Raw genomic sequence first — 25,070 nt, 5'->3', positions numbered from 1 at the left:
AGGAAACCATGACCGCAATCAAGACACTCTCCGGCGTCGTCGGCGCCGGCCTACTGCTTGCGCTGGCACAGCCGGCAACTGCGCAGACCGTGAAGATGACGGCAGTGGCCGGCCATCCGGTGATCTTCCCATGGGTGAAGCTGGCCGATGAATTCTTCATCCCCGAAGTCGACAAGCGCCTAGCTGCAGCCAACAGCAAGGCCAAGTTCGAATGGACCCGCGCCTGGGGCGGCACCGCCGTCAAGCTGGGCAGCGAATCCGGCGCGATCAAGGACGGTATTGCCGAACTGGCCTTTGTCTCGACGATTTTTGAAGCGCCGAAATTCCCGCTGCAGAACGTGTCCTACGTCGCCCCCTTCATGACCGATGACGTCGCCATGATGTCGAAGGTGATCAAGGGCGTGCAGGCCAAGGTTCCGGCCATGGCCCAGGCCTGGACCAAGAACAACATGATTTTCCTCGGCGGCACCGGCCTAGACACCTATCACCTCTTCACCAAGGGGCCGATCAACAAGCTGGAAGACCTTAACGGCAAGAAAATCAACGCGCCCGGTCCCTCGGCCAACTGGGTGAAGGGCACCGGCGCTGTTGCCGTCGCCGGCACGCTGCAGACCTACTACAACGACATCCAGACCGGCGTGACTGAAGGCGCACTCACCTTCATCACCGGCGCCTTCCCGGCCAAGATCATTGAAGTTGCGCCGCATATCACCAAGGTGAATTACGGTGCGCAGTTCGCCGGTGCTCTGGTGATGAGCAAGCGCGTCTACGACAAGCTGCCGGCAGATGCCAAGAAGATCGTCATGGAAGTGGGCGCCGAATACGACACCAAATTCGCCCAACTGCTGACCGCGACATCTGCGTCGCTGATGCAGAAGATGATCGATAGCGGCGCCAAGCCGCGCGAACTCTCGGCCGAGGAACGCAAGCAGTGGGCTGCGGTACTGCCCAATGTGGCGCTGCCCTGGGCGAAGGATCTGGATGCCAAGGGCCTGCCCGGCACCGTCGTCCTGAACGAGTTCGTCGGTCAGATGCGGGCCGCGGGTGCGAAGTTCCCGCGCGACTGGTCGAAAGAGTAAACCAGTCTCTGCTCTGAGCCAGCCCAACTTCGGTGGTGCCGTAATGTTTCCTCGACTGCTTGGCGCAATGAACGCGCTCGGCACCGTGTGGATTTTCCTCCTCATGGTGCTGATCAACTCCGACATCCTCGGGCGTGAACTGTTTCACGCCCCGGTACGCGGCACCACCGAACTGCTGGCCCTTTCCATCGTCGGGATCGTCTTCCTGCAACTCGGCCATGCACTCATGAGCGGGCGCATGACCCGTTCGGACATGATAATCGAGAACCTGCTGATCGCGCGTCCGCGCTTCGGTCGTGCGATGCAGGGCTTTTTCAATTTGCTGGGCGTGGTGTTTCTCGCCATCATTTTCTGGGGCAGTCTCGCGCTGTTCGAAGAAGCCATCGAGATCGGCGAATATGTCGGTGCGGTCGGCGACTTCACCGCTCCCACCTGGCCGATCCGCCTGCTGATCCTGATCGGTTCGGCTGCCACCGGACTGCAATATCTGATCATGGCCTGGCAGGATTTCCGTTTCGCTTTTGCAGGTGACAAATGACCGGCCTTGAAACTGGCTTCCTCACCCTGGCCGGTATGATGCTGCTGGTCTGGATGGGCCTGCATGTCGCCGTAGCTTTGGGCCTCACTTCTTTCGTCGGCGTCTGGCTGATCAAGGACGATCTCGGCGTCGCCACCAGCATGCTGGCGCAGGGCGCATCGGACTCGATTGCCAGCCATATTTTCGGCGTCGTGCCGCTGTTCGTGCTGATGGGCTTCCTCGTCTCGATTGCCGATATCGGCAAGGATGCCTTCGAGGTCGCCAACCAGGGCCTGCGCCGGCTGCGTGGTGGGCTGGGCATCGCCACCGTGGCTGCCAATGCAGTGTTCGCCGCCATCACCGGCATCAGCATCGCCTCGGCCGCCGTCTTCACCCGCGTCGCCGTACCAGAGATGCTGCGCTACGGCTACAAGCCCGGCTTCGCCACCGGCGTGGTGGCAGGCTCTTCCGTGCTCGGCATGTTGATCCCGCCCAGCCTGCTGATGATCCTTTACGGCTTCCTAGCCGAAGTATCGGTCGGTGCCATGTTTATGGCCGGCGTGGTGCCAGGCCTGCTGCTTGCCATCACCTATTCTGTCGGCATCATGCTGATGGCGCGTTTCTGGCCCTCCTACGTCGGCGGCCATGCCGAAGGCGATGCGGCTGGCGTGACGCTGATGGGTGGCAAGGAAATGTCCGCCAAGCTGCTGCCGATCCTGCTGCTGATTGGCGTCGTGCTGGGTGGCATCTATGCCGGTTTCTTCACCGCCACCGATGCTGGCGCCGTGGGTGCTGCCGGCGCGCTGGCCATTGCGCTGTGGAAGCGCAAGCTGGATGGCAAGAAATTCTGGCAGGTGCTGGTCGAGACCGGGCATGTCACTGTCTCGGTCTCCTTCCTGATCATCGGTGCCAGCCTTTACACCCGCATGCTGGCGCTCAGCGGCGTGCCGCAGTTCCTGGTCGGCGAAATCAGTGCGGCCGGCTTCGGCCCGATGGCCTTCCTTGCCATCTATATCCTGCTGATCGTCATCCTGGGGTGCTTCATCGATTCCAGTTCGATCCTGCTGATCGTGCTGCCGCTGATGCTGCCGATCGCCAGCGGCTTTGACATGAACCTGATCTGGTTCGGTATCGTCACTATCGTTGCCGTCGAGATTGGGCTGCTGACCCCACCCTTCGGATTGAGCGTCTTCGTCATCAAAAGTACGTTGAATGATTCGGCCATCACACTACGCACCATCTTCATGGGGACGATGCCGTTTGCCGTCATCATGCTGCTGACGCTGATCCTGCTGGTGATCTTCCCGAAACTGACGCTCACGCTGGTGTGACATGACCGCTACCAACCCGCTGAAGGGCTTCCGTATCAACCGCGACGAGCTGCAATTCGTCGGCAAGGATCTGCAGCGGCCGGAATGTATCCTGGCCGAGCGCGACGGAACTTTGTGGTCGGCCGATGCGCGCGGCGGCGTCATGCGCATCGCGGCCGACGGCAGCCAACGCCTGATCGCACAGCAGGCCGACAGCCATTTCGCCGGCACGACGGATCTCGCCAAACGCTTCACCGAGGGCACCTTGCCCAACGGCCTGGCTTTTGCCCGCAACGGCGATATCCTGATTTCCAATTTCGGCACTGACCGCCTGGAAATCATGACCCGCGAGGGCGGCAGCCGCGTGCTGTATGACAGCATCGACGGCAAGCCGATCGGTAAGGTCAATTTCGTGCTGCGCGATTCGAAAGACCGTGTCTGGCTCACGGTTTCGACGCGCATCAAGAACTGGATGGAGGCGATCCGCCCGGGCCTTGACGACGGCTTCATTGCCCTGGCCGACGAACGCGGGTTGCGCATCGTGGCCGATGGCCTGCATTTCACCAACGAAGTGCGGCTGGATGCCAGGGAAGAATACCTCTATGCCGTAGAAACCTGTGGCCGCCGCATCACGCGATTTCGTGTGGGCGACGATGGCAGCCTGTCGGGGCGTGAGATATTCGGCCCAAGCGATTTCGGCCCGGCCGGCTTCCCCGATGGCTGCGCATTCGATGCTTACGGCAATCTCTGGGTCACGCTGGTGATGGCGGAACGGCTGATCGCCCTCACCCCCGATGGCGAGGTGCTGACGCTCTACGATGATGGCAAACCGGAGAAGATTGCAGCATTGGAAGCCGGCTATCAGGCCGGCAAGCCGACGCCCGAGCAGATGATGGAAACCCGCAGCAGCGTGACGCCCTGGATCGCCAGCGTCACCTTCGGTGGCCCTGATCTGCGCAATGCTTATATCGGCACATTGTTCGGCACGAATATTCCGTGGTTCCGCAGCCCGGTTGCTGGCCTGCCTATGGTTCATTGGTGATGGTTCACTGGAGCGAAAGATGAAAGCACCCCGCCGCATCGTCACCGGGCATAACACTGCCGGCCAGTCCGTAGTCGCCCTCGACACAGTAATGACGCCGACCATCGAGAAGCCGGAACTCGGTGTCGCCTTCTTCGAGGTGTGGAATACTGCCGGCAGCCCGGTCAGTGTCGACAACGGCAAAGACCCGACCGACCGCCAGTTGCAGATCGAGCCGCCCGAAAAGGGCAGCATCATACGTTTTGTCGACTTCGGTCCCAAACAGGCCGTCGCTACCGGCACCCCGCCGATGACCAGGGAAATTGCACAGGCTGCCTTCACGATGGTCGGTTCGGCTCATGCCTCGACCTGGAAGCCCGGCTCGCCGCACCCGATGATGCATCGCACCGAATCGGTCGATTACGGTATCGTGGTGCATGGCGAGATCGTGCTGGTGCTGGACGACGGCTCGCGGACACACCTGAAAGCCGGCGACGTGGTGGTGCAGCGCGGCACCGACCACGCCTGGGAGAATCCGTCGGAAACCAACCCGGCCCGCATGGCCTTCATCCTGCTGGATGGTGCATTCTCGCCCGAGATCGCTAAGCTGATCGCAAAAGCTTAAGCATTTCCGGGAGAGACCATGACCGAGACGGCAGACCCCGCCCTGCTGTGGACCCCAACGGCCGAGCGTATCCAGCGCAGCCAGTTGCATCGTTTCATGACGTGGCTGCGCCAGGAGCGTGGCCGCGACTTCCCGGATTACGACAGCCTGTGGCGCTGGTCGGTCAGCGATCTCGAAGGCTTCTGGGCCGCCGTCTGGGATCATTTCGAACTCAAATCCTACAAGCCCTATGACAAGGTACTGGCGAAGCGCGAGATGCCGGGCGCGCAGTGGTTTACCGGCGCCGAACTGAATTTCGTCGACCAGGTTTTCCGGCATGAGACCGCGGCCCGGCCGGCCATCCTGTATTCCTCCGAAACCCAGCCGTTGAAACAGATGGCCTGGGCCGGCCTGCGCGAACAGGTCGGGGCCATGGCGGCGCACCTGCGGTCGCTGGGCGTGAAGCGCGGCGACCGCGTGGTGGCCTATGCACCCAATACGCCGGAAACCATCGTGGCTTTTCTCGCAGTGGCCAGCATCGGTGCCATCTGGTCGGTCTGCTCCCCCGATATGGGGCTCAACGCGGTGCTCGACCGCTTCCGCCAGATCGAGCCGGTGGTGCTGTTTGCCGTGCCCTCCAGCCATTACAACGGCAAGCATCTCGACAAGGGCGATGTGCTGGCGCAACTGATCGCCGAACTGCCGACAGTGAAGAACCTGATCCTGATGCCGGGCGAAACGCAGCAGGCATTGCCGAAAGTACCGACCGCGCGGTGGGCCGAGGTGACTGCAAAGCCAGCCGAGCTGAAGGTCGAGCCGGTGCCCTTCGATCATCCGCTCTGGGTGGTCTACTCCTCTGGCACCACCGGCCTGCCGAAGCCGATCGTGCATGGCCATGGCGGTGTGGTCATCGTGATCATGCTGATGACCGCCCTGCATAACGATCTCGGGCCCAATGATATCTTCCACTGGTATTCCAGCACTGGCTGGATCATGTGGAATGCGCAGGTGGCCGGGCTTCTCGTGGGTGCCACCATCGCCATCTATGACGGCAGCCCGAGCTGGCCGGACTGGAACCGGCTCTGGCAGTTCGTCGGCGAAACCAAAGCCACCTTCTTCGGCGCCGGCGCAGCCTTCTACGCCAACTGCCAGAAGGCCGGCGTCGAGCCGCGCAAGATGGCCGATCTGTCGGCCCTGCGCACCATCGGTTCGACTGGTTCGCCGCTGTCGGAAGACTCATACGCCTGGATCTACGACAAGCTGGACAAATCCGTCTGGCTGACCTCGATTTCCGGCGGCACCGATTTTGCGGGCGCTTTCGTCGCCGGCTGCGTATTGCTGCCTGTCTATGCTGGCGAGATGCAGGTGCGCTGCCTCGGCGCCGATATCCAGTCGCTGGACGACCATGGCAAGTCGCTGACCGACGAGGTGGGCGAACTGGTCTGTGCCTCGCCGCTGCCATCCATGCCGCTGTTCCTGTGGAACGACGAAGGCGGCAAGCGCTATCACGACAGCTATTTCGACATGTATCCTGGCGTCTGGCGCCACGGCGACTGGCTGCGCATCACCCCACGCGGCGGCGCGATCATCTATGGCCGTTCGGACGCCACCATCAATCGTTATGGCCTGCGGATGGGCACCAGCGAAATCTACCGCGCGGTGGAAGAACTGCCTGAGGTACTGGACAGCCTTATCGTCGACCTCGAATACCTTGGCCGCGACAGCTATATGCCGCTTTTCGTCGTGCTGCGCCCCGGCCTCACGCTGGATGCGGCGCTGAAAGACCGTATCAACCAGGCGATCCGCAAGGCCGTGTCGGCGCGCTTCGTGCCCAACGATATCTTCCAGGTGGCCGAAGTGCCGCGCACGCTGTCAGGCAAGAAACTGGAAGTGCCGGTGAAGAAGATCCTTCTCGGCCAGCCGGCTGAGAAGGTGTCCAATCCCGGCACCATGGCCAATCCGGGCAGTCTGGCCTGGTTCGTCGATTTCGCGAAACAGCGGGCGGCTTAAGTTGTCTTAAGAGGCGCCCCTACTTTAATTGGGCACGGCGCGCGAGAAGGATGCCGAACAGCACGACGCCACCGCCGGCGATCTGCAGCGTCTGCAGCCCCTCGCCGAGCCAGAGCCAACCGAAGAAGGCAGCGGCGACCGGCTGCACCAGTACGACCAGCGATGAGAATGACGCCGGCAGGTGGCCCAGCGCATAGGCGATCAGACCCTGCCCCAGGGCATGACTGAGCCATGCCAGCCCGAAGAGGACTGCCCAGCCGCTCAGTGTCGCCGGCAGAAATGTCTCGCCCATCAGCCAGGCCGTTGGCAGCAGCACCGCACCACTGACCAGGCTGGACCACAGCATAATCTCCTGGCTGCCATGACTGCCGCGCAGTTTGGCCACCGCGATCATATAAGCACCGTAGAAACAGGCTGTGAGCAGCGCCAGCAGATCGCCGAAGATATAATCGCCGCCGAGCCGAAAGCTGGACCCCATCAGCATCATCGCACCGCAGATCGAAACCAGCAGCGCCACCAGAAAGGCCGGTGAGATTTTCTCGCGCAGAACCAGCCAGGCGCCGAGCGTGACGATGACCGGCGCAAAATTCGACAGCAGCGTGGAATTAGCGACAGACGTGTACTGGATCGCCAGATGCCAGAAGAACAGGTCGCCGGCGAACAGCAAGCCGGGCAGCAGCAGCACGCCGAGCGGCGGCATACCCGATGTACGTGGCGCGGCGGTATCCTGCGCAGGTCGTAGAAACCAGACTAACCACAGCGGTGGCACCGCAAGCATGGTGCGGTAGAAACCGGTCGCGGTGGGGCCGACCTCCGAGAGGCGGACAAAGATCGGCGAGAAGGCGATGGCAAGCGCGCCCAGGATCAGGGCAGCCAGAGCCAAGCGCTGGGCAACATGCGACGATGCGACGGAAGCGGAAGGCATGACTGTTTTTTGCTTTACTGGGAATTTGCTTTTTTCATGGGCAACCGGGCCCAAAGTCAGACCCGGGCTTAGACCCTGGGACGTTGAAATACAATGGTTGTACAGCCACCCGCTGTCTTGTGCGCTGCGGCAGGGGAAAAGAGGGTTGATATTTGGCGCCCAGACTCCTTATCGTCTGTCCTCCGCACAAGGAGTGGGCCGCCCAGAGATATGTCATGGGGCGGACAGCGAGGAGGAAATGAGAATGAAACGCCTGATGATCGGCGCGGCTCTGGCCGGCCTGGTATTCGCAGCGGTTGGCGCCACCAATGGTGCGCTGGCGCAGAGCAAGAACCTTTCCATCGTGACCGGTGGTACTGGCGGTGTGTATTACCCACTCGGCGGCGGCCTCGCCAACCTGCTGACCAAGCATGTGCCGGGCTGGCAGGCCACTGCCGAAGTGACCGGCGGCTCGGTCGACAATCTGAAGCTCGTGGGCGCCAAGCGCGCCGATATCGGCTTCAGCATGGCCGATGCCTCGCTGAATGCTGCGCGTGGCGAAGATAAGTTCAAGGGCGCACCGGTCAACCATCGCACACTGGCCGTGCTGTATCCGAACGTGATGCATGTCGTCACCACCGAAGCCAGCGGCATCACCAACATGGCTGGCCTGAAAGGCAAGCGCGTGTCGACCGGTTCGCCGGGTTCGGCCACCGAGGTGATGGCCTTCCGCGTGCTGGAAGCCGCCGGTCTCGACAAAGACAAGGACATCAAGCGCGAACGTCTCGGTGCTGCCGAGTCGACCAATGCGGTCAAGGACAACAAGATCGATGCCTATTTCTGGGTCGGCGGTGTGCCGACCTCGGCGGTCACCGATCTGGGCGCAACTCCGGGCGTGAAGCTGAAGCTGATCGACCACTCGGATGTCGTGAAGAAGATGAACGACAAGTACGGTCCGCTCTATGCCACCGGCACCATTCCGGCCGGCGCCTATCCTGGCCAGGACAAGCCGAATGCGATGTCCAGCGTGTGGAACATTCTGTTCGTCGCGGACTCGATGGATGAAGCCACGGCCTACAACATCACCAAGACCATCTTCGAGAAGCGCGACGAATGGGCCCAGGTGCATGCCGAGGCGAAGAACGTGAAGCTGGAAAACCAGAAGCGCGACAACACGCCGGTTCCGTTCCATCCGGGTGCGATCAAATATCTGGCGGAAAAAGGCATCAAGATCGACCCGAAGTGATCCGTCAGCATTTTATATAAATTTTACCTGAATATGAGCCCCGCTCCGGCATTGGCCGGAGCGGGGCTCACTGTTAAAAGAACACTCCATAATAGGGGCCCATAACGGGGACATCGCATGACAGGCGATGCGAGGGGAGTAGTGACATGACGCAGGAAACCACCAAGAGCGCGACCGAGGCGATGATCGAACCCGGCGCGCTGGACAAGGAAACCCAGCGCAAGGTCGAGGAATATATCGAGCAGGAAGAAGGCGCCGCCAACCGGCTGTCAGGTTGGTCCGGCCATCTGATCACCGCACTCGCTGTGATCATGACCCTGTTCCACATGTATGCCGCTTACGACATCGTGCCGACCCAGCAGCTGCGGCCGATCCATGTCGGCTTCGTCATGCTGCTGATCTTCCTGCTTTATCCCGTGGCCCTGCGTTTCCGCGATCGCATCCGCTGGTGGGACGTGGTCACCGCGCTGATCGGCATCGGCACCATGGTCTATCTGGTGATGGGCGGCGACGACCTGACCGATCGCGCCAGCCTGCCGAATCAGACCGATGTTCTGATCGGCGCCGTCTTTGTCGTGCTGATCCTCGAAGCGACGCGCCGTACCACCGGCCCCATTATGCCGGTGGTCGGCGTTATCTTCATCGCCTATGCGATGTTAGGCCCCTACCTTCCGGCGCCCTGGACTCATCGCGGCTACGATGCCGAACGCCTGATCGGCCATCTCTACATGACACTGGAAGGCATCTTCGGTTCGGCCGTCGATGTCTCGTCCAGCCTGATCATCCTGTTCACCATCTTCGGCGCCATTCTGCAATTCTCCGGCGCCGGCAAATTCTTCATCGACTTCTCCTTCTCGGCCATGGGCGGCAAGAGCACCAGCTCGGGCCGCGCCATCGTGCTGTCCTCTTTCCTGCTCGGCGGTCCTTCGGGCTCCGGCGTGGCGACCACGGTCACCATCGGCTCGGTCGCCTGGCCGATGCTGAAGAAATCCGGCTATGCCGCTTCTGCTGCGGGCGGGCTTCTCGCCGCCGGCGGTCTCGGCGCAATCATCTCACCGCCAGTGCTGGGTGCTGCCGCCTTCCTGATCGCCGAATTCCTCAAGATCTCCTATCTCGACGTCATTCGCATGGCGGCGATTCCGACCCTGCTCTACTACTTCTGCCTGTTGTCGATGGTCGAATTCGATGCCGGCAAATACAACATCGCCAATGTCGACATCGGCAAGCGTGAAAGTCTGTGGAATCTGACCAAGCGTTATGGNNATCGCCGCCATCGTCGTCAGCTACTGCCGGCGCGACACCGCACTGACGCCGAAGAAGCTGATCGATGCGCTCGCCGCCGGCTCGGTCGGCGTGCTGGGCACAGCCGCCACCTGCGCCTCGGCCGGTATTATCGTGGGTGTGGTCACGCTGACCGGCCTAGGCCTCAAGTTCAGCGCCATCGCCATCGCCTATGCCGGCGGCAGCCTGGTATTGACCGCCATCTACACTGCGCTGATCGTCTGGATCGTCGGCCTCGCCGTCCCCGTCACGGCATCCTACATCATCTGCGCGGTGATCGCCGCTCCGGCGCTGATCAAGCTCGGCGTGCCCGACTATGCCGCGCATATGTTCATCTTCTACTATGCCGTACTGTCGGAAGTGTCGCCGCCGACCGCGCTGTCGCCCTTCGCCGCTGCCGCCATCACCGGCGCGGATCCCTACCGCACCACGCTGCAGTCATGGAAATACACCATGCCGGCCTTCCTGGTGCCATTTGTCTTCGTGCTCGATCCGAACGGCGTCGGCCTGCTGCTGAACACACCGAAGGGCGGCGACTGGATGCAGATCGTCTGGGTGACGGCGACCACCGCCCTCGGCATCTGGGCCTATGCCGGCGCCACGCAGGGCTGGCTGTTCGGCAAGACCAGTCGCCTGGTGCAGGTGGGCCTGGTTGCCGGCGGCACGTTGCTGCTGTTCCCGTCGTTGCTGGAGACACTCACCAGCGCACTCGGCCCCGAGCATATCGACATGATGAAGTCGATCGGTGTCGCACTCACCATCGTGCTGGCGATTTTCCAGCGGGGGCGGGCAATGGTGAGAAGCCGCGCGGCCTGAGCCTCAGGCAGCCATCGGCTGTGGCGACCGCTGCGCGGCAAGCGCGAGATTGCCGAGCAGCGGCAGCGCGTAAAAGACTGTGATGGCGCACCAGTAGAGCGCCTCGCGGTTGCTCAGCGTCTCGATCCGCAGCACCAGCACCGGCAGGCAGAGCAGCAGGAAGGCCAGCACCGCCTCCCAGCCGAAACGACCTTGCGCCGCAGTATGAATTTGCGGATCTGAGAAGGTGTTGGCCAGCGCGATGCGTGCGAGGCCCTGGTTGCCATTGCGGCCGAACAGGCCAGCAATCAGCCGCAACAGCAGCAGTCCGGCAATCGGCGCCAGGAAATAATCGATCGGAAAATCGCGGTAGCGGCCGGCTGCCACCAGCATCACCGCGTGATAGACCACCCACAATCCGAGCAGCCCGTAAATCAATTCGCCCAGTCGCGGACTGCGCAGCGACAGCACACCGGTCACCTGACGCAGCAGGCCGAAAACGCTGCCGAGCGCCATCAACGATACCTTTTGGGGCGGATGCGTGAGATCGACCCTGTTGCCGAGCAGCGCCAGCAGGCGGCGGAACAGCAGCATCGCAAACACCGCCAGCAGCAGGATGGCGAGCCCGGATTCGGCCTGGTGCATCAGCGAGAAATTATACTCCAGCGCGTGTTCGATGGCAGCCGCGAGCAGCGCCGCCTGCGTCTGGGCGAAGAGCACCGCCGCGGCCATGCCGCCGGACGACAGCCGCACCACCAACTGTGCATGCAGCACCAGCAGGATCAGTGTCATCAGGACGCTCAGCCCGGCAAACAGTGGCCATTCGGGAAGATTGGAAACCAGCCCGCCGACTTCGAATTTCGGCTGACGCAGTTCGTTCAGCACGCCCCAGGCACCACCAACGGTGCCTTCCAGCTTCACCTTCCAGGGCTGGTCGAAAGCCTCAACCAGGTTGTAGGACAGGCCTTCCCTTTGGGCGACCTGCATGAAATCGGCAATGAATCCCGCCGCTTCGGTGCGCGACGGAATGGCATCGCGACGCGAGCGGCCTTCCGACGGCCAGCCGACCTCGCCAATCGTGATCGGCTTGCCCGGCAGCTTCTCCTTCACCTCGCGGTAAACCTCCATGATATGCGGCATCGAATGCGATGCGGCGATCGGCAGGTCTTCCCAATAGGGCAGGAAATGCACGGTGATGAAATCGACTTCCGCCAGCAGCTGCGGGAAGCGCAGCCAGAATTCCCACACATCGGCGTAGGTGACGGGCTGTTTCACGGCGGCCTTCACCTTGCGGATATAGCCGATCAGTTCGTCGACCGGCAGATCCTTGCGCAGCAGTACCTCATTGCCGACCACCAGCGACTTGATCGCGTCGGGGTATTTGTTGGCCAGTTCGATCGCGGCGGCCACTTCCTGGTCGTTGATGGCGCGCTCGGGCCCGAGCCAGATGCCCTGCATCACGTTGATGCCGAGTTTCGCCGCTTCCGGCGGTACCACTTCCAGGCCTTCGCGCGAGGTGTAGGTGCGGATGCCACGCGTAATGCCCTTCAGGCTCTGCAGGTCTTCGGTCACCTGCTCCGCCGTCGGGTAGGCCTTGGTCAGCGGACTCTGGCCACGCCGGAACGGCGCAAAGGACATGCTCTCGACGACATGTTCCTGCGCCGCATATGGCGCATGGCCGACCTGGACCGGACGGTTCGGCCACCACCAGGCAACGACATTGGCAAGCGCGGCAAGAAGGATCAGCAACAGCAGCCACACGAAGCGCGTGGCCGGCCGGGATGTCGACGCAGTCATGATGACGAGCCTGTTCTGGAGTTACTGCGCCGGGCTGCCCTGCGAGGCAGCGTCGTCCGGGGTCGCTGCCGGAATCGCCGCAGTCTTGCTCGGCGGTTTCGGCGCGGTGCTGATGAAGGCGAGGATGAGCGAGGCCCAGTAAGGCATCGACTGCGCCCACATCACGATGGCCCAGAGTCGTGCTTCGGGATCTTCGCCGCCCTGGAAATTCCACATGCCGATGCCGGCCAGCAGCAGCAGCACGGCAATCAGGGTTTCTTCCTGCGCCATGATGAAGGCCTGCACCACGGCGGCCTGGTCTTCATGCTTGGGCGTGCGGATGAAGGGCAGCGTCGAGGTGAACAGGCCGAACAGCATCGCCTTGGCAATCGTGTATGTGAGCGCGAGGCCGGCCAGCCCGGCCCCCAAACGCTGCCGCAGCGAACAGGGCACACGGATTTTGTAAAGCCAGAGGAACTGCGCCAGCTTGGCGCCGAATACCGCCACCACCGGCAGCAGGAACAGCGCCAGCGGCAGTTCGAAATATTTTGGCAGGATCAGCACGCCGACCGTCCAGGCCAGCGAGGCGATGGCGAAGATCAGTCCGAGCGCGTCGGCGAACCACGGCAGCCAGCCGGTGACGAAATGGTAGCGCTGCATGGCATCCAGCTTGCGCTCGTCGCCCGGCAGCATGTCGCGCCAGTGTCGTTTGATGATCTGCACGGCACCATAAGCCCAGCGGAAACGCTGGCTCTTATAACCCGAGAAGCTATCAGGCGTCAGGCCGTAGCCGTAGCGCTTGTCGGTGTAGACCGAGTGCCAGCCGCCGGCGAGCAAACGGAGCCCCATCTCGGCATCCTCGCAGATGCACCATTCGGCCCAGGGGCCGACATGTTCGATGGCGGCCTTGCGTACCAGGGTCATCGTGCCGTGCTGGATGATGGCGTCGCGCTCGTTCCGCTGCACCATGCCGATCTGGAAGAAGCCGGCATATTCCCAGTTGATGAATTCCTTGAAAGTATCGTCCTTCCAGTCGTAGTGATCCTGCGGCGCCTGCACGAAGCCGATATCGGCGCGGTCGAAATACGGCACCAGCGATTTCAGCCAGTCGGGCTCGACCAGGTAGTCGGCATCGATCACGCCGACGATCTCGACGTCCTTCGCCATGTTGCGCAGCGCAAAATTCAGCGCGCCGGCCTTGAAGCCCTTCAGCGGCGAGACGTGGAAGAAGCGGAATTTCTCGGGGTCGAGATGCGTGCGGCAGTATTCCTCGACCGGCCGCCAGACCTTCTCGTCCTTGGTGTTGTTGTCGATCAGCATCACCTCGAAATTCGGATAGTCGAGGCGGTTGAGCGCATCCAGCGTGCGCTTCAGCATTTCCGGCGGTTCGTTATAGGCCGGAATATGGATCGAGACCTTGGGCCAGTTGCGTTCCACATCGGTGCGGAAGGGCAGGAAATGCCGCTGGCGCCGGCTCGCCCAGATCACTTCGGACAGTTCGAGGCCTTCGGCCAGCACCACCATGAACAGCAGCAGCAGCAATGGCAGCAGCATCGCCCACATCAGCGCGATACCGGGACTCATGTAAGTGCGCAAACCTGAATCGACCACCATCACCAGTGCACTGGTGATGATCTGGATCAGCGCAATGAAGAAAGTGCGGCCCGAGAAGCGCAGGTCGGCCCAGCGCGCCAGGAACCATGCCATCAGCGGCAGCGCCAGCAGGATCGAGGCTGCCGCCAGCTGCGGCCAGTGCGGCCGGTCGCTGACCGGACCGGTCATCGGGAATTTCGGCGTGCGGTCGGCATTGAACACGCCCCAATAGGCGCCGACCGAGCCTTCGATGTTGCGCTTCCACGGCTGGTCGAAGGCTTCCTGGACGTAATAGTCGAGGCCGCGCTGGTTGGCGATGTTGAGGAAGGCGCGCAGGAAGGCAGCCTGCGTGGTCGGGCTCGGCACTGCGTCGCGGCGCGTGCGGCCTTCCGACGGCCAGCCGATTTCGGTGATCACCACCTTCTTGGTCGGGAAGGCGTCTTTCACCTGCTGATAGCGGCTGAGCGAATATTCCACCGCCTTGTCCGGCGCCTGGCCTTCCCAGTAGGGCAGCAGATGGATGGCGATGAAGTCGACTTCGCGGCCGAGCTGCGGATAGCGCAGCCAGACATCCCAGGTTTCCGGCGTCGATACTTCGACATGCTTGCCGCGATTGGCCAGCCCGGTGCGGACGCGGCGGATGTATTCGACCAGATCCTGGATCGGCATGTCGGCGCGCAGCAGCGTTTCGTTGCCGACCAGCACACGACGGATGTTGTCATGCGTCGCCGCCAGCTCAATCAGGTTTTTGATTTCTTCCTCGTTGCGCTCCAGGCGACCGTCGAGCCAGCTGCCCTGCATCACCTCAAGGCCATAGCGGCCGGCAATCTTGGCGATCTCGCCCTGGCCGTCCAGCGTCGAGTAGGTGCGGATCTGCCGCACCTGGCCAGACAGGATCTGCATGTCGTGTTCGATCTCGGCCTCGGAGGGAAACTTGTTGTTGCGCGGATCCTGGTCGCCGCGGAACGGCGTATAATCGAAGCCGCTGATCACTTCGCCCCAGGGGCGCGGCTCGATCGAACGGTTCATGTAGGCCCAGCCGGCCAGATTGAGGACGCCGACGATGAGCAGGACGAACAGTCCCGAATAGCGCATGGCAAGAGACTTGGACACTTGGGCCCCGGGGCAGAGATGACAACACAGCGCCGGTGACCCCGTACCGGCCCAAACCGCCCGTACCGGTCCCCGGCTGGCAGTCTGAATAGGCAGGCAATATGGCGGCTTTACGGCAGACGCCGGACTATAGGGGCAGGTCAAAAAAGAGTCGAGAGCACGGCAGGTTAGCTGTTGATGGCTAAGCCGGCCACTACCCCTGCTCCAGATGCTCCAGCGGCAAGGCTCCGTCGGTCTTGATCGGGCGGATCACGAAGTTGGAGCGGATGTCTTTCACCATCGGCAGCGACAACAAGCGCTGGGTCAGCAATTCCTCATAGGCCGCAAGATCGGGTACCACCACCTCGGCGAAGAAGTCGGCCTCGCCCGAGACCATATGTGCCGAGACCACTTCGGGGATCGCCTCCAGCATGCGCTGGTGGCTGGCGGCATTCTCGGCCGAATGCTTCTCCACCTTGATATCGACATAGACAGTGAGGCCCAGCCCGAGCTTGCGGCGGTCCAGCACCGCGCGATAGCCACGGATATAGCCCTCTTCTTCCAGTTGCCTGACACGGCGCAGGCAGGGCGAAGGCGACAGCCCTACCCTTTCGGCCAGGTCGACGTTACTTAGTCGGGCATCGGCCTGCAGGGCAGCCAGGATCTTGCGGTCGAAGTCATCGAGGTTCTGTTTTGGCACTTTCTGCCTCCACTGCTGTCACTTATTGTCATAAATTGCTGGAATAATCTCAAAGCAGGCAGAAATAGCAAGGACATGCTGTGGGTTTCCCACCCATCCTGCGTCTGCCGTTTATCCCGGAGTCCGCGTTCATGTCTGCCGAAAGCCGCGTTGCCTCACCCTCTGGCCTGGCCCCTGCCGTGCCCGCGATCGAGACCGGCCGCTGGCTCGGCGCCGCCGCGGCACTGGCCACCGTGTCGCTCTGGGCGATTGGCCTGGTGATCACACGCTTCGGCCTGACCTCGGGATCGCTGTCGCTGTGGGATGTGATCTTCCTGCGCATGGTGCTGCCGGCCATGCTTCTGCTGCCGTTGCTGTGGCGCCTGCCCGCGCCGCCGCCTGGGCGGGCGCGCGGCCGGTATGTCCTGCTGCTTTTCGTTGTTGCCGCCGGCGCCGGCCTGCCCTTCATGTTGGCCGGCAGCACCGGCATGTTCTTCGCCCCAGCCGCCCATGCCGGCGCACTGATGCCCGGCAGCATGCCGCTGTTCGCTGCGTTGCTGGCCGTGCTGTTTCTCGGTGAACGCTTCACCGCGCAGCGCCGCGCCGGCACCATACTGATGCTGCTGGGCGCCATCGCTGTCGGGGGCTGGCAGATCATTGGCGGCCAGATAGGCGAAACGGCGGGCGACACATGGCGCGGCGATCTGCTGTTTGTTTTGGCGGGCGCCCTATGGGCCTGCTACACCGTGGCGCTGAGAAAGAGCGGCATCGGTGCCTGGCAGGCGGCGGCGCTGGCCTATACCAGTGCCTTCGCGCTTTACACGCCGGTCTACCTGCTGTGGCTCGACAGCCGTGTGCTGACGGCACCGCTTTTCGATATCGGCCTCCAGATCGTGCAGTCGGTCGCGTCAGGTCTGCTGAGCATGGCGCTTTACGGCTATGCCGTGCGCCGGCTTGGCGCTGCGCCGGCCGCCGCCTTCGGTGCGCTGACGCCGGCGCTCACCGCCCTGCTCGCCATACCGCTGCTGGGCGAATGGCCGGAAGCCGTCACCTGGATCGGGATCGGCGCGGTCAGCCTCGGCGTCGCCCTGGCAAATGGCGCGTTTTCGCGATATAACCGAACTAACCATTAAAGAGGTTAGTTGAGATGTTCGACCATGTTTCCATCGGCGTGCGCGACGCCAAACGCTCCGCCGGCTTCTATGACGCGGCGCTGACGCCGCTGGGCTACAAGCGGCTTTACGATGGCGAGCATGGCATCGCCTGGGGCGCGACACGGCCGCAATTCTGGATCGACCAGACCAGCAGCCCGGTGCCGTCCGATCCGAAATCCGGCCTGCATCTCTGCTTCCGCGCCGGCAGCCGCGATGCCGTCGATGCCTTCCATGCACTGGCGCTGCAACATGGCGGCACCGATAACGGCCCGCCCGGCCTGCGCCCGCAATACACCCCGACCTATTATGCGGCCTTCGTGGTCGATCCCGACGGTTATCGCATCGAAGCGGTGTGCTTCACGCCTGATTGACGAGTTATATTGCGCTCATGCTCGACCATATCGACAAAGTCTTCGCCGCTCCCGCTGCTTCGTCGCGCAGCGATGTCGAGATCTACCAGATGTGGGAGATCTTCAAGGCGGTGAATGCGAAGGTGAAGGCCGGCGGCAAGGTGGTCAGCCTGCTGGCCGGCGAACCGACCCTGCCGCCGCCACAGGCCGCGATCAAAGCCGCGCAAGATGCGCTCAACAGCGGCAAACCGCTTGGCTATACTGAAGCGCTCGGCATTCCAGCCCTGCGCGAAGGCATCGCGCAATTGTATCGGCGCCGACATGGCCTGCAGATTTCGCCCAAACGCGTCGCCGTCACGGTGGGCACGTCATCAGGTCTGATGCTCGCTTTCCTCGCGGCGTTTTCCGCCGGCGACACGGTGGCGGTGGTCGAACCCAGCTATCCGGCCTATCGCGGCACGCTGAAGGCCATCGACCTCGTGCCGTATCGTCTCACCACCGATGCCTCCACCGGTTATCGCGTGACACCGGAGATGATTGCGGCCTTGCCTGCGCAGGTGAAGGGCGTGGTGATCGCCAGCCCGGCCAACCCGACCGGCACGATGCTCTCGGCCGCCGAACTGCGCGCGATCTACAATCTCTGCCAGCAGCGCGGGTTGTGGCTGATCGTCGATGAACTTTATCACGGCGTCACCTATGACCGCGCCGCCGAAACCGTGCTGTCGGTCGGCGACGATGCCATCGTCATCAATGGCTTTTCGAAATACTGGGGCATGACCGGCTGGCGCATTGGCTGGCTGGTGCTGCCGGAGCGGCTGGTGCAGCGGATCGAGGCGCTGCATGGGTCCCTGCAGATTTCCGCGCCGACGCTGTCGCAGCTGGCCGGCATCGCCGCGCTCAATGCCGACGCCGAACTGACCCCGCGCGTCGAGGCCTATCGCCGCAATCGTGACACGTTGCTGGCTGCGCTGCCGCGCTGGGGCATCACGCGTTTCGCGCCGCCCGACGGCGCCTTCTATCTTTATATCGATGTCGGCGATTTCACCGATGACAGCGTGGCCTTTTGCAAGCGCATGCTGGACGAGACCGGCGTGGTGGCCGCACCCGGCGTCGATTTCAATACCGCCGATGGCCACCGCTATATCCGGCTTTCCTTCTGCATGGATGCCTCGATCATCGACGACGCGATTGCACGGCTCGATCCGTGGTTCTCGCGACTGAACCGACGCTGAAGAAAACTCCTTTTGTCATGCGCGGACTTGATCCGCGCATCCCATTTTCTGAAGCGCTCGATGGAATGGGATGCCCGGGTCAAGCCCGGGCATGACGAAGGTTCTTAGAAGGGCGACCGATTGAAATACATATCGTAGGCCGCCAGCCCCTTGCCACTCATGCAGTGCGACACGCCGTTGTTGTAATCGCGATAGTCGTAGATCGGCTCTGGATAGGAACGGCAGATTTCGCGGGTGCGCTCGACGCAGCGCTTTTCGCGCTTGCCACAGGCGACGCGCTCGGTGCGGCATTCGCTGCGCCAGGTTTCGCCGACCTGGCGGATCAGCGGACGCGACTGATACTGGCAGGTTTCATATTCGTCATAGGCGGCATAGCACTGCTCGGCATTGGGCAGCGAGCCGCAATGCCATTGCGCGCAGCCCGGCAGAAACGCGACCAGCGCTAGCAGCGCAGCGATGCGTCGGATAGCGATGAGGGAAGACATGACCGTCCTCGAGCAGGACTTCCCGTTTCAGCCGATCTTGCTGGGGCGGCATGCCCGCCACGGGACATGCCGGTCTTTTATCGGAAGCCTGCCGGGCCGGAATCCTGCTGCGAACTGATGGCGGAATTGCGGCGGCTTAGTCCAGTTGCAGGATCTGCCATTTCAGATAGGCGCTTTCCGGCAGATGCGGATGCACCGGATGGTCCGGCCCGGCACCACCGGAATACAGCACCCGCCCCGAGCGGCCGGCCTGACTGATGCCGATGGCGGTTTCCTTCGCGAACAGTTCGCCCGGCAGCAGATGCGCGCAACAGGCGACAAACCACAGCCCGCCCGGCTTCACCAGCGGCGCGGCGAGTTTCGCCAGCTTGCGATAGGCCTTGGCACCGGGGCCGAGATCCTTGCGGCTTTTGACGAAATTGGGCGGGTCGGTGACGACGATGCCGAACCGCGCAGCTTTATCGCCCTGCAACTGCTCCAGCGCCGGAAAAGCTTCGGCCTTCTCGAATTTCGCGATCCGGTTGAGGTCGTTGTCTTTGGCGCCCTGCACCGCCTGGGCAATGGCAAGTTCGGAACGGTCGATGCCGCGCACGCTCTTGGCCCCAGCCTTTGCGGCAGTGAGAGCGAAAGCGCCGGAGTTGCAATAAAGGTCCAGCATTTCCTCGCCCTTGGCCTGGGCGGCGATCAGGGCGCGGGCGCCGGCAAGGTCGAAATACCAGCCGGTCTTCTGGCCTTCCAGCAGGTCGAGCGCGATCCGCACGCCGCCCTCTTCCACCACGGCCGGACCGTCATCCAGGCTGCCGGCGGCGAGGCGGATCTCGGGCTGCAGGCCTTCCAGCGCGCGCACCGGCGAATCATTGCGCAGCACGACGGCGCGCGGCTTCAGCACCTGCTCCAGCGCCGCCAGCAGGTCGGGCAGCAATCGCTCCGCCCCCGCTGTATTGCACTGGATGCAGAGCACGTCGCCGTAGCGGTCGATCACGACACCCGGCAGGCCGTCGGCCTCAGCGTGCACCAGCCGGTAATACGGCAGGGTGAAACAGCGTTCGCGCAACCGCAGGGCCGCCTGCAACCGGCGGCTGAGGAAGCTGGCGTCGATTGTTGCTGCTTCGTGACTCAAAAGTCGCGCTGCGATCAGCGAATGCGGGTTGAATGTGCCGATTCCCAGCAGTGCTCCCTGCGCATCGTCGAGTCGCACAAGGCTGCCGGGTGCAATCGCCTTGGCATCGGCATCCAGTGCAATCTCGTTGGAATACACCCACGGATGTCCACCTCTTGCGCGGCGCTCTTCTCGAGGTTTCACGCGCAGAACGGGCAACGTATTGATAGTCATGGACAAATCCTCAAGACCCCGGTATCAGCGCGGGAACGGCAACGGCGCCGTACAAAGAAGAAAGCGAATTTTAGTCGATGTTCACCCTGCACGACCAGTTGCGCCGCGACACTTTCGCTGTCTGCCGTATGAAGCTTTGCCTGGTCCAGCTGATGAACGACAGCCAGTATCCCTGGCTCATCCTGGTGCCCGCCGTCGAGAACGTCACCGAGATCGCCGATCTGAACGAGAAGCAGCGCAAGCTGCTGATCAACGAGATCGCGCAGGCACAGCGCGTGCTGCAGCATGTGTTTGAACCGCACAAGCTGAATGTCGGCGCGCTGGGCAACATGGTGCCGCAGCTGCATGTGCATGTGATCGCCCGCTTCCGCGAAGATGGCGCCTGGCCTGGTCCGGTCTGGGGCAAGCTGCCGGCCAGGCCGTATGACGACGCTGCCATGCGCGCCTGCGTGGCCAAGCTGCAGAACGCCTTCATCACCCGCGTCTGAGCGCCTATACTGGCGCAATGACATCTGAAACCGTCGAAATCATCGGCCTGATCGCCGGCGCGCTCACCACGCTGGCCTATGTGCCGCAGGTGGTAAAGGTGTGGCGCAGCCGCTCGGCGCGCGACATTTCGCTCGGCATGTTCCTGCTGATGAATATCGGCATCGCGCTGTGGCTGGCCTACGGCCTGCTGATCGGCTCACCCGGGCTGATCGCCGCCAATGTGGTCACGCTCTGCCTGACCGCGGCGGTGCTGGTCGCCAAGCTGAAATTCGACCGGTCCGAAGCCGCCAACAGCTGATCACTGGTCACTGCGCACGGCCCGGCGTATAAAAAAAGCCATGAACAGGCGAGATTTCCTGCTTGGCTCCGCCGCCAGTGCCGTTATCGGCGGGACTGGCTTTGCCGTGCGCCCGGCAACCGCCCAGCAGGTGCAGACCGAACCGGTCCGGCCGAAAGACAGCGGCGGCTTTTTCCGCATCCTCACCGGCTCGGCCCATACCACCGCCTTCCCCGTCGGCGTCACCATGGCCTCGGTGATTTCGAATCCGCCCGGCAGCCGCCCCTGCGACAAGGGCGGTTCCTGCGGGGTCCCCGGCCTGATTGCCGTGGCGCTGACCAGCCAGGGCTCCGTCGCCAACCTCGCTGCCATCGGCAATGAAAGCATCGAAAGCGGTTTTGCCCAGGCCGATCTGGTCGCCAGCGCCTATCAGGGCGAAGGCATCTATTTCCGCCGCGCCAAGCAGGGCAATCTGCGGGTGCTGGCCAATCTCTACCCCGAAACCATCCATCTGGTGGTGCGCGGCAATGCCGGCATCAGCGATATCCGCGAACTGGCCGGCAAGCGCGTCTCGCTCGACCGCGCCGGTTCGGGCACGCGTTTTAATGCCGAAATCATCCTCGCGGCGTATGGCCTGCGGCTGAGCCAGTTGAAGGTGCTGGAAGTCGATCCCGGCGAAGCCGCCGACCTGATGTCGCGCGACGAACTCGACGCCTTCTTCCTGATCTCGGGCCAGCCGGCGCCAACGGTGGGCGACCTGACCGACCGCGAGATCGCCCGTATCGTACCGCTGACCGGCCGGCAGATCGAGGGCGCGCTGCGCCGGCACCCCTTCTTCACGCGCGATATCATCCCGGCCGGGACCTATCGCGGCGTGCCGGAGACCGAGACGCTCAGCATCGGCATGCAGTGGATCGGGCCGGAGAGTCTCGATCCCGAACTGGTCTACGAACTGCTGCGCGCCCTATGGCATCCGCAGAACCGCAAGATGCTCAATGCCGGCCCGCCGATGGCGCAGCGTATCCGGCTCGGCACGGCCTTGCTCGGCGTCAGCATCCCGCTGCATGCCGGCGCCGAACGCTTCTACCGCGAGATGAAGCTGATTACGTGAGCCGGAGTCGCGCGGCTTCAGGCGGAAGCCGCGCGACGGACCGTCAGTGACAGGCCGTGCCGTATCCGATATCGATGCAGCGCCCATCAAGATCGGCCGGCGCCTTGATGCCGGCCAGGTTGGCCAAGGTCGGGGCGATGCTGGTGGTGTCCACAGGCAGAATGCGTGTGGCGGGCTTCGCGCCGGGCCACCAGAACACGATTGGCACCGCCGTATCGTGATGATAGGGCCCTGCATGGCCCATCATGAATCTTGTCGGCAGTGCGCGGGCCGCGGAAACACCGGACTTCAGCGCCACGATGATATCGCCGGACCGTCCCGCCATCACACTCTGGGCGAAACGGTCCTGCAGCGAATAGTCGGAGGGCGCGCTGCTGGTGATTTTATGCTTGAGCAGGCTGTCGAGCGAGAAGGCCTGCTCCACATCGGGATGCGCATTAAAGACATCCATCGCGGCCTTTACCACGGCCGCCCGTTCCGGCCCGGCCAGACCGCGACCGCTGGCATCGACCGCATAGAACTGCACGTAATCCGGGGAGACCAGCGGATCCGCCGTGAGACCGAGCCGGGCTTTCACCTGTGCATTCGCGTCGGCGAGCAGTTTGGCGGGACTGATCCGCCTGGCGGAAGCGTCGCCCTGCTGCGCCAGACGCTCGGGGAAATCGGAACCGCCATGATCCCCCGTCACCACCAGCATGACGCGGGCGCCGTAGCCATCCAGATATGTCAGGAAATCGCCGATCATCGCGTCGAGGCGATACATCTGATCGCACATTTCCGGGCCCTGCGTGCCATAGCCGTGGCCGATGAAGTCGGTGGCCGACAGGCTGATGGCGAGCAGGTCGGTCTGCCCGCGCTTGCCCAGCTTGTGATAGGCCACCAGCTCGCGCGCCGCCTCCAGCGTCAGCGGGTCCATGATATGGATCGGTCGGACCTTGCCCGGCGGCTTGCCTTCCTCGGCCGGCGCTTCCGGCGGCAGCTTGAGCTTCCAGGTCTGCTTGCCGAGCACAATCTCGCTTTCCAGCGCACGGCAGGCTTCGTTGGCGTAAGTCCAGGGCGGCACGCTGGCGGCCTCGGCCGCGATCCGCGCGTTTAGCTTGGCGAGCGGCTGCAGTTTGGTTTCGGCGTTCTCGTCGGCCGCCACGAAGGTGGTGAAGCCGAAACCGTCAATATACCAGAACACGCCATCGGCCTTGCGGCCACCCATGGTGACGGAGGAACGATCCTTGCCCGAGACCACCACCACGCGGCTTTGTGGACTCTGCTCTTTCAGCCAGTCACCGAAGGTCGAGGTCGCCAGCAATCCCGGCCCGACCTTGCGTTGCTTCGGATTGAGAGCAACCGTATAGGCGGCATCCTCGACGCAGTAGACCTGCTTGCCGGTCGCCGGATTATACCATTCGTTTGCGACAATACCGGTGCCGCCGGGATGCTTGCCGGTCAGCAGGGTCGAATGCCCGGCGCAGGTTTCGGTGATGCCGTGGGACTGATACGCATTGGCGTAGATCACACCGCCATCGGCAATTCGTTTCAGACCGCGCTGGAAGGTCGGACGCCATTTGTCGAACAGCAACGAGCCGAACTGGTCGATCGCCAGCATGACGATCAGGTCAGGTTTTGCGCGATTGTCCTGCGCGAGGGCGGTGCCGGCATTGCAGGTCAGCGTTGCCGCAAGCAGAACGCCGAACCATTTCGTCACTGTGGTCATGATCGATCTCCCCGGATGGCGATATATCTCCGGCCACACTTGCGGTGGCCTCGTCGCGGGGGCGATTGCATTCACACCGACCGGTTCACGCCGGCCCAAAGCAACTTTGTCTGCGCCGTCGCCTTCGCGCAGGAATGTTATACATCATAACTGTATTGGGGCAGTACGGATTCCGCGATGACGCTGGCGGAATCCGCCTTCCCGCGCATTCGTTCACATATCCAACAGACCGGATACGGAGCGACTGTCATACTTAATCCGGCAGCGCGGCTTCCTTGGCCGCCGCCGAACACCATTCCTGCATCGCCGGCAGCGCGTAGATCGCATTCACATAGGCCTCGGAGACCGGGTCCATCGCCACGCCATAGGTGCGGAAGCGCGTCGCCACCGGGGCATACATCGCATCGGCAATGCCGAAACGGCCGAACAGGAAATCGCCTTTCCTGCCAAACCGGCCGCGGCAGTCCTGCCAGACCTGCTGCACACGCGCAATTTCGAGCCGCGTTTCCTCGCCGGGCGTCACGCCGTTCTGCGCCAGCGGGCTCAGCTTGTTGATGTCCATCGGCAGTTCGCGGCGCAGGTTGACGAAGCCGGCATGCATCTCGCTCATCACGCTGCGCGCCACCGCACGGGCGCGTGCATCCTCGGGCAGCAGCCCGGCCTCGGGCCAGGTCTCGGCAATGTATTCGCAGATCGCCAGGCTCTCCCAGATCGTCAGATCACCGGCTTTCAGCACGGGGAGCTTGCCAGCCGGCGAATGTAGCAGAATCTCGGCCCTGGTTTCGGGCCGGCGCAGCACGATCAGCGCTTCGTCGAAGCTCTGCCCGGTGGCTTTCAGCGCCAGCCAGGGCCGCAGGCTCCAGCTCGAGTAATTCTTGTTGCCGATGACGAGGGTGAGATCGCTCACGAGTGGTGCTCCCAGATGCCGAGCCTGTTCGCAAATCAGGCCCGCACCTTATAGACGACGGCCGGCCTGCCGCCCATATTGATATTGCACCCCAGTTGATACTGCCCACTGCAATTT

General features: G+C 62.9%; 22 protein-coding genes and 1 pseudogene. 15 read left to right on the top strand and 8 right to left on the bottom strand.

Annotation, left to right across the window (positions count from 1 at the left end):
- Window positions 1-8 precede the first annotated feature (8 nt).
- The 6 genes from CTR53_RS15220 to CTR53_RS15195 are packed head-to-tail and all read left to right on the top strand — an operon-like array spanning window position 9 to window position 6,541.
- Window positions 9-1,079, top strand: coding sequence for a C4-dicarboxylate TRAP transporter substrate-binding protein (locus tag CTR53_RS15220; RefSeq protein WP_290815134.1), 1,071 nt, complete (start codon window positions 9-11; stop codon window positions 1,077-1,079).
- Window positions 1,080-1,122: 43 nt separating this feature from the next.
- Entirely contained in the window at window positions 1,123-1,617 is a 495-nt protein-coding gene (locus CTR53_RS15215) for a TRAP transporter small permease subunit (RefSeq protein WP_290815132.1), read from the top strand.
- Entirely contained in the window at window positions 1,614-2,927 is a 1,314-nt protein-coding gene (locus CTR53_RS15210; protein ID WP_290815130.1) for a TRAP transporter large permease subunit, read from the top strand. The genes CTR53_RS15215 and CTR53_RS15210 overlap by 4 nt, the downstream gene beginning before the upstream one ends.
- 1 nt (window position 2,928) lies before the next feature.
- Window positions 2,929-3,948 (top strand): SMP-30/gluconolactonase/LRE family protein, encoded by a 1,020-nt coding sequence (locus CTR53_RS15205; RefSeq protein WP_290815128.1) that lies wholly within the window; start codon window positions 2,929-2,931, stop codon window positions 3,946-3,948.
- Between the two features lie 19 nt (window positions 3,949-3,967).
- Window positions 3,968-4,552, top strand: coding sequence for a cupin domain-containing protein (locus CTR53_RS15200; protein WP_290815126.1), 585 nt, complete (start codon window positions 3,968-3,970; stop codon window positions 4,550-4,552).
- A gap of 18 nt (window positions 4,553-4,570) precedes the next feature.
- Window positions 4,571-6,541, top strand: coding sequence for an acetoacetate--CoA ligase (locus CTR53_RS15195; RefSeq protein WP_290815124.1), 1,971 nt, complete (start codon window positions 4,571-4,573; stop codon window positions 6,539-6,541).
- 19 nt (window positions 6,542-6,560) lie between these two features.
- Here CTR53_RS15195 and CTR53_RS15190 read toward each other — a convergent pair whose 3' ends face one another.
- The gene (locus tag CTR53_RS15190) at window positions 6,561-7,466 is read right to left on the bottom strand and encodes a DMT family transporter (RefSeq protein WP_290815121.1); all 906 of its coding nucleotides are present in this window, start codon (window positions 7,464-7,466) and stop codon (window positions 6,561-6,563) included.
- Between the two features lie 244 nt (window positions 7,467-7,710).
- On the opposite strand from CTR53_RS15190, the gene CTR53_RS15185 reads away from it, so the two are divergent.
- From CTR53_RS15185 to CTR53_RS15175, 3 genes and pseudogenes are all read left to right on the top strand, one after another.
- Window positions 7,711-8,691, top strand: a complete 981-nt coding sequence (locus tag CTR53_RS15185) for a TAXI family TRAP transporter solute-binding subunit (protein WP_290815119.1) — start codon at window positions 7,711-7,713, stop codon at window positions 8,689-8,691.
- A gap of 146 nt (window positions 8,692-8,837) precedes the next feature.
- Window positions 8,838-9,881 (top strand): annotated as a pseudogene (locus CTR53_RS21305) (TRAP transporter permease); the annotation flags it as partial.
- A 67-nt stretch (window positions 9,882-9,948) separates the two neighbouring features.
- Window positions 9,949-10,788 (top strand): TRAP transporter large permease subunit, encoded by an 840-nt coding sequence (locus CTR53_RS15175; protein ID WP_290815117.1) that lies wholly within the window; start codon window positions 9,949-9,951, stop codon window positions 10,786-10,788.
- Window positions 10,789-10,791: 3 nt separating this feature from the next.
- Here CTR53_RS15175 and CTR53_RS15170 read toward each other — a convergent pair whose 3' ends face one another.
- The 3 genes from CTR53_RS15170 to CTR53_RS15160 form a co-directional block, all read right to left on the bottom strand.
- Complete coding sequence (locus CTR53_RS15170; RefSeq protein WP_290815115.1) at window positions 10,792-12,564, bottom strand: exo-beta-1,3-glucanase; 1,773 nt, start codon at window positions 12,562-12,564, stop codon at window positions 10,792-10,794.
- A gap of 21 nt (window positions 12,565-12,585) precedes the next feature.
- Window positions 12,586-15,249: a glycosyltransferase gene (locus CTR53_RS15165; protein ID WP_290815113.1), complete on the bottom strand. Its 2,664-nt coding sequence runs from the start codon at window positions 15,247-15,249 to the stop codon at window positions 12,586-12,588.
- Between the two features lie 193 nt (window positions 15,250-15,442).
- Entirely contained in the window at window positions 15,443-15,928 is a 486-nt protein-coding gene (locus CTR53_RS15160) for an Lrp/AsnC family transcriptional regulator (protein ID WP_290815110.1), read from the bottom strand.
- 131 nt (window positions 15,929-16,059) lie between these two features.
- Here CTR53_RS15160 and CTR53_RS15155 point away from each other — a divergent pair, with 131 nt between their 5' ends.
- From CTR53_RS15155 to CTR53_RS15145, 3 genes are read left to right on the top strand one after another with little or no spacing between them, the layout of a single operon-like run.
- Entirely contained in the window at window positions 16,060-17,040 is a 981-nt protein-coding gene (locus CTR53_RS15155; protein ID WP_290815108.1) for a DMT family transporter, read from the top strand.
- Between the two features lie 14 nt (window positions 17,041-17,054).
- A complete protein-coding gene (locus CTR53_RS15150; RefSeq protein ID WP_290815106.1) occupies window positions 17,055-17,432 on the top strand; it encodes a VOC family protein in 378 nt (125 codons plus the stop codon).
- Window positions 17,433-17,449: 17 nt separating this feature from the next.
- Complete coding sequence (locus CTR53_RS15145) at window positions 17,450-18,643, top strand: aminotransferase class I/II-fold pyridoxal phosphate-dependent enzyme (protein WP_290815104.1); 1,194 nt, start codon at window positions 17,450-17,452, stop codon at window positions 18,641-18,643.
- A gap of 104 nt (window positions 18,644-18,747) precedes the next feature.
- Here the strand turns inward: CTR53_RS15145 and CTR53_RS15140 are convergent, their stop codons facing one another.
- Entirely contained in the window at window positions 18,748-19,128 is a 381-nt protein-coding gene (locus tag CTR53_RS15140) for a hypothetical protein (protein ID WP_290815101.1), read from the bottom strand.
- A 136-nt stretch (window positions 19,129-19,264) separates the two neighbouring features.
- Window positions 19,265-20,461 carry a class I SAM-dependent rRNA methyltransferase gene (locus CTR53_RS15135; protein ID WP_290815099.1) on the bottom strand — a complete coding sequence of 399 codons (1,197 nt, stop codon included), beginning with the start codon at window positions 20,459-20,461 and terminating at the stop codon, window positions 19,265-19,267.
- 77 nt (window positions 20,462-20,538) lie between these two features.
- Between CTR53_RS15135 and CTR53_RS15130 the strand changes: the two genes are divergently transcribed.
- The 3 genes from CTR53_RS15130 to CTR53_RS15120 are packed head-to-tail and all read left to right on the top strand — an operon-like array spanning window position 20,539 to window position 22,338.
- The gene (locus tag CTR53_RS15130; protein ID WP_290815097.1) at window positions 20,539-20,949 is read left to right on the top strand and encodes an HIT family protein; all 411 of its coding nucleotides are present in this window, start codon (window positions 20,539-20,541) and stop codon (window positions 20,947-20,949) included.
- A gap of 17 nt (window positions 20,950-20,966) precedes the next feature.
- On the top strand, window positions 20,967-21,248 hold the full coding sequence (locus tag CTR53_RS15125) for a SemiSWEET family sugar transporter (protein ID WP_290815095.1): 282 nt from the start codon (window positions 20,967-20,969) through the stop codon (window positions 21,246-21,248).
- A gap of 40 nt (window positions 21,249-21,288) precedes the next feature.
- Window positions 21,289-22,338 (top strand): TAXI family TRAP transporter solute-binding subunit, encoded by a 1,050-nt coding sequence (locus CTR53_RS15120; protein WP_290815093.1) that lies wholly within the window; start codon window positions 21,289-21,291, stop codon window positions 22,336-22,338.
- A gap of 43 nt (window positions 22,339-22,381) precedes the next feature.
- Here CTR53_RS15120 and CTR53_RS15115 read toward each other — a convergent pair whose 3' ends face one another.
- Window positions 22,382-24,046: an alkaline phosphatase family protein gene (locus CTR53_RS15115; RefSeq protein ID WP_290815091.1), complete on the bottom strand. Its 1,665-nt coding sequence runs from the start codon at window positions 24,044-24,046 to the stop codon at window positions 22,382-22,384.
- Window positions 24,047-24,299: 253 nt separating this feature from the next.
- The gene (locus CTR53_RS15110) at window positions 24,300-24,953 is read right to left on the bottom strand and encodes a glutathione S-transferase family protein (RefSeq protein ID WP_290815089.1); all 654 of its coding nucleotides are present in this window, start codon (window positions 24,951-24,953) and stop codon (window positions 24,300-24,302) included.
- Between the last annotated feature and the right edge of the window lie 117 nt (window positions 24,954-25,070).

Origin of the sequence: Ferrovibrio sp. (assembly GCF_002796975.1) — a bacterium.
GTDB lineage: Bacteria > Pseudomonadota > Alphaproteobacteria > Ferrovibrionales > Ferrovibrionaceae > Ferrovibrio.
The sequence above is the reverse complement of the archived record's forward strand: the minus strand, read 5'-3'. Positions and strand labels throughout refer to the sequence as shown.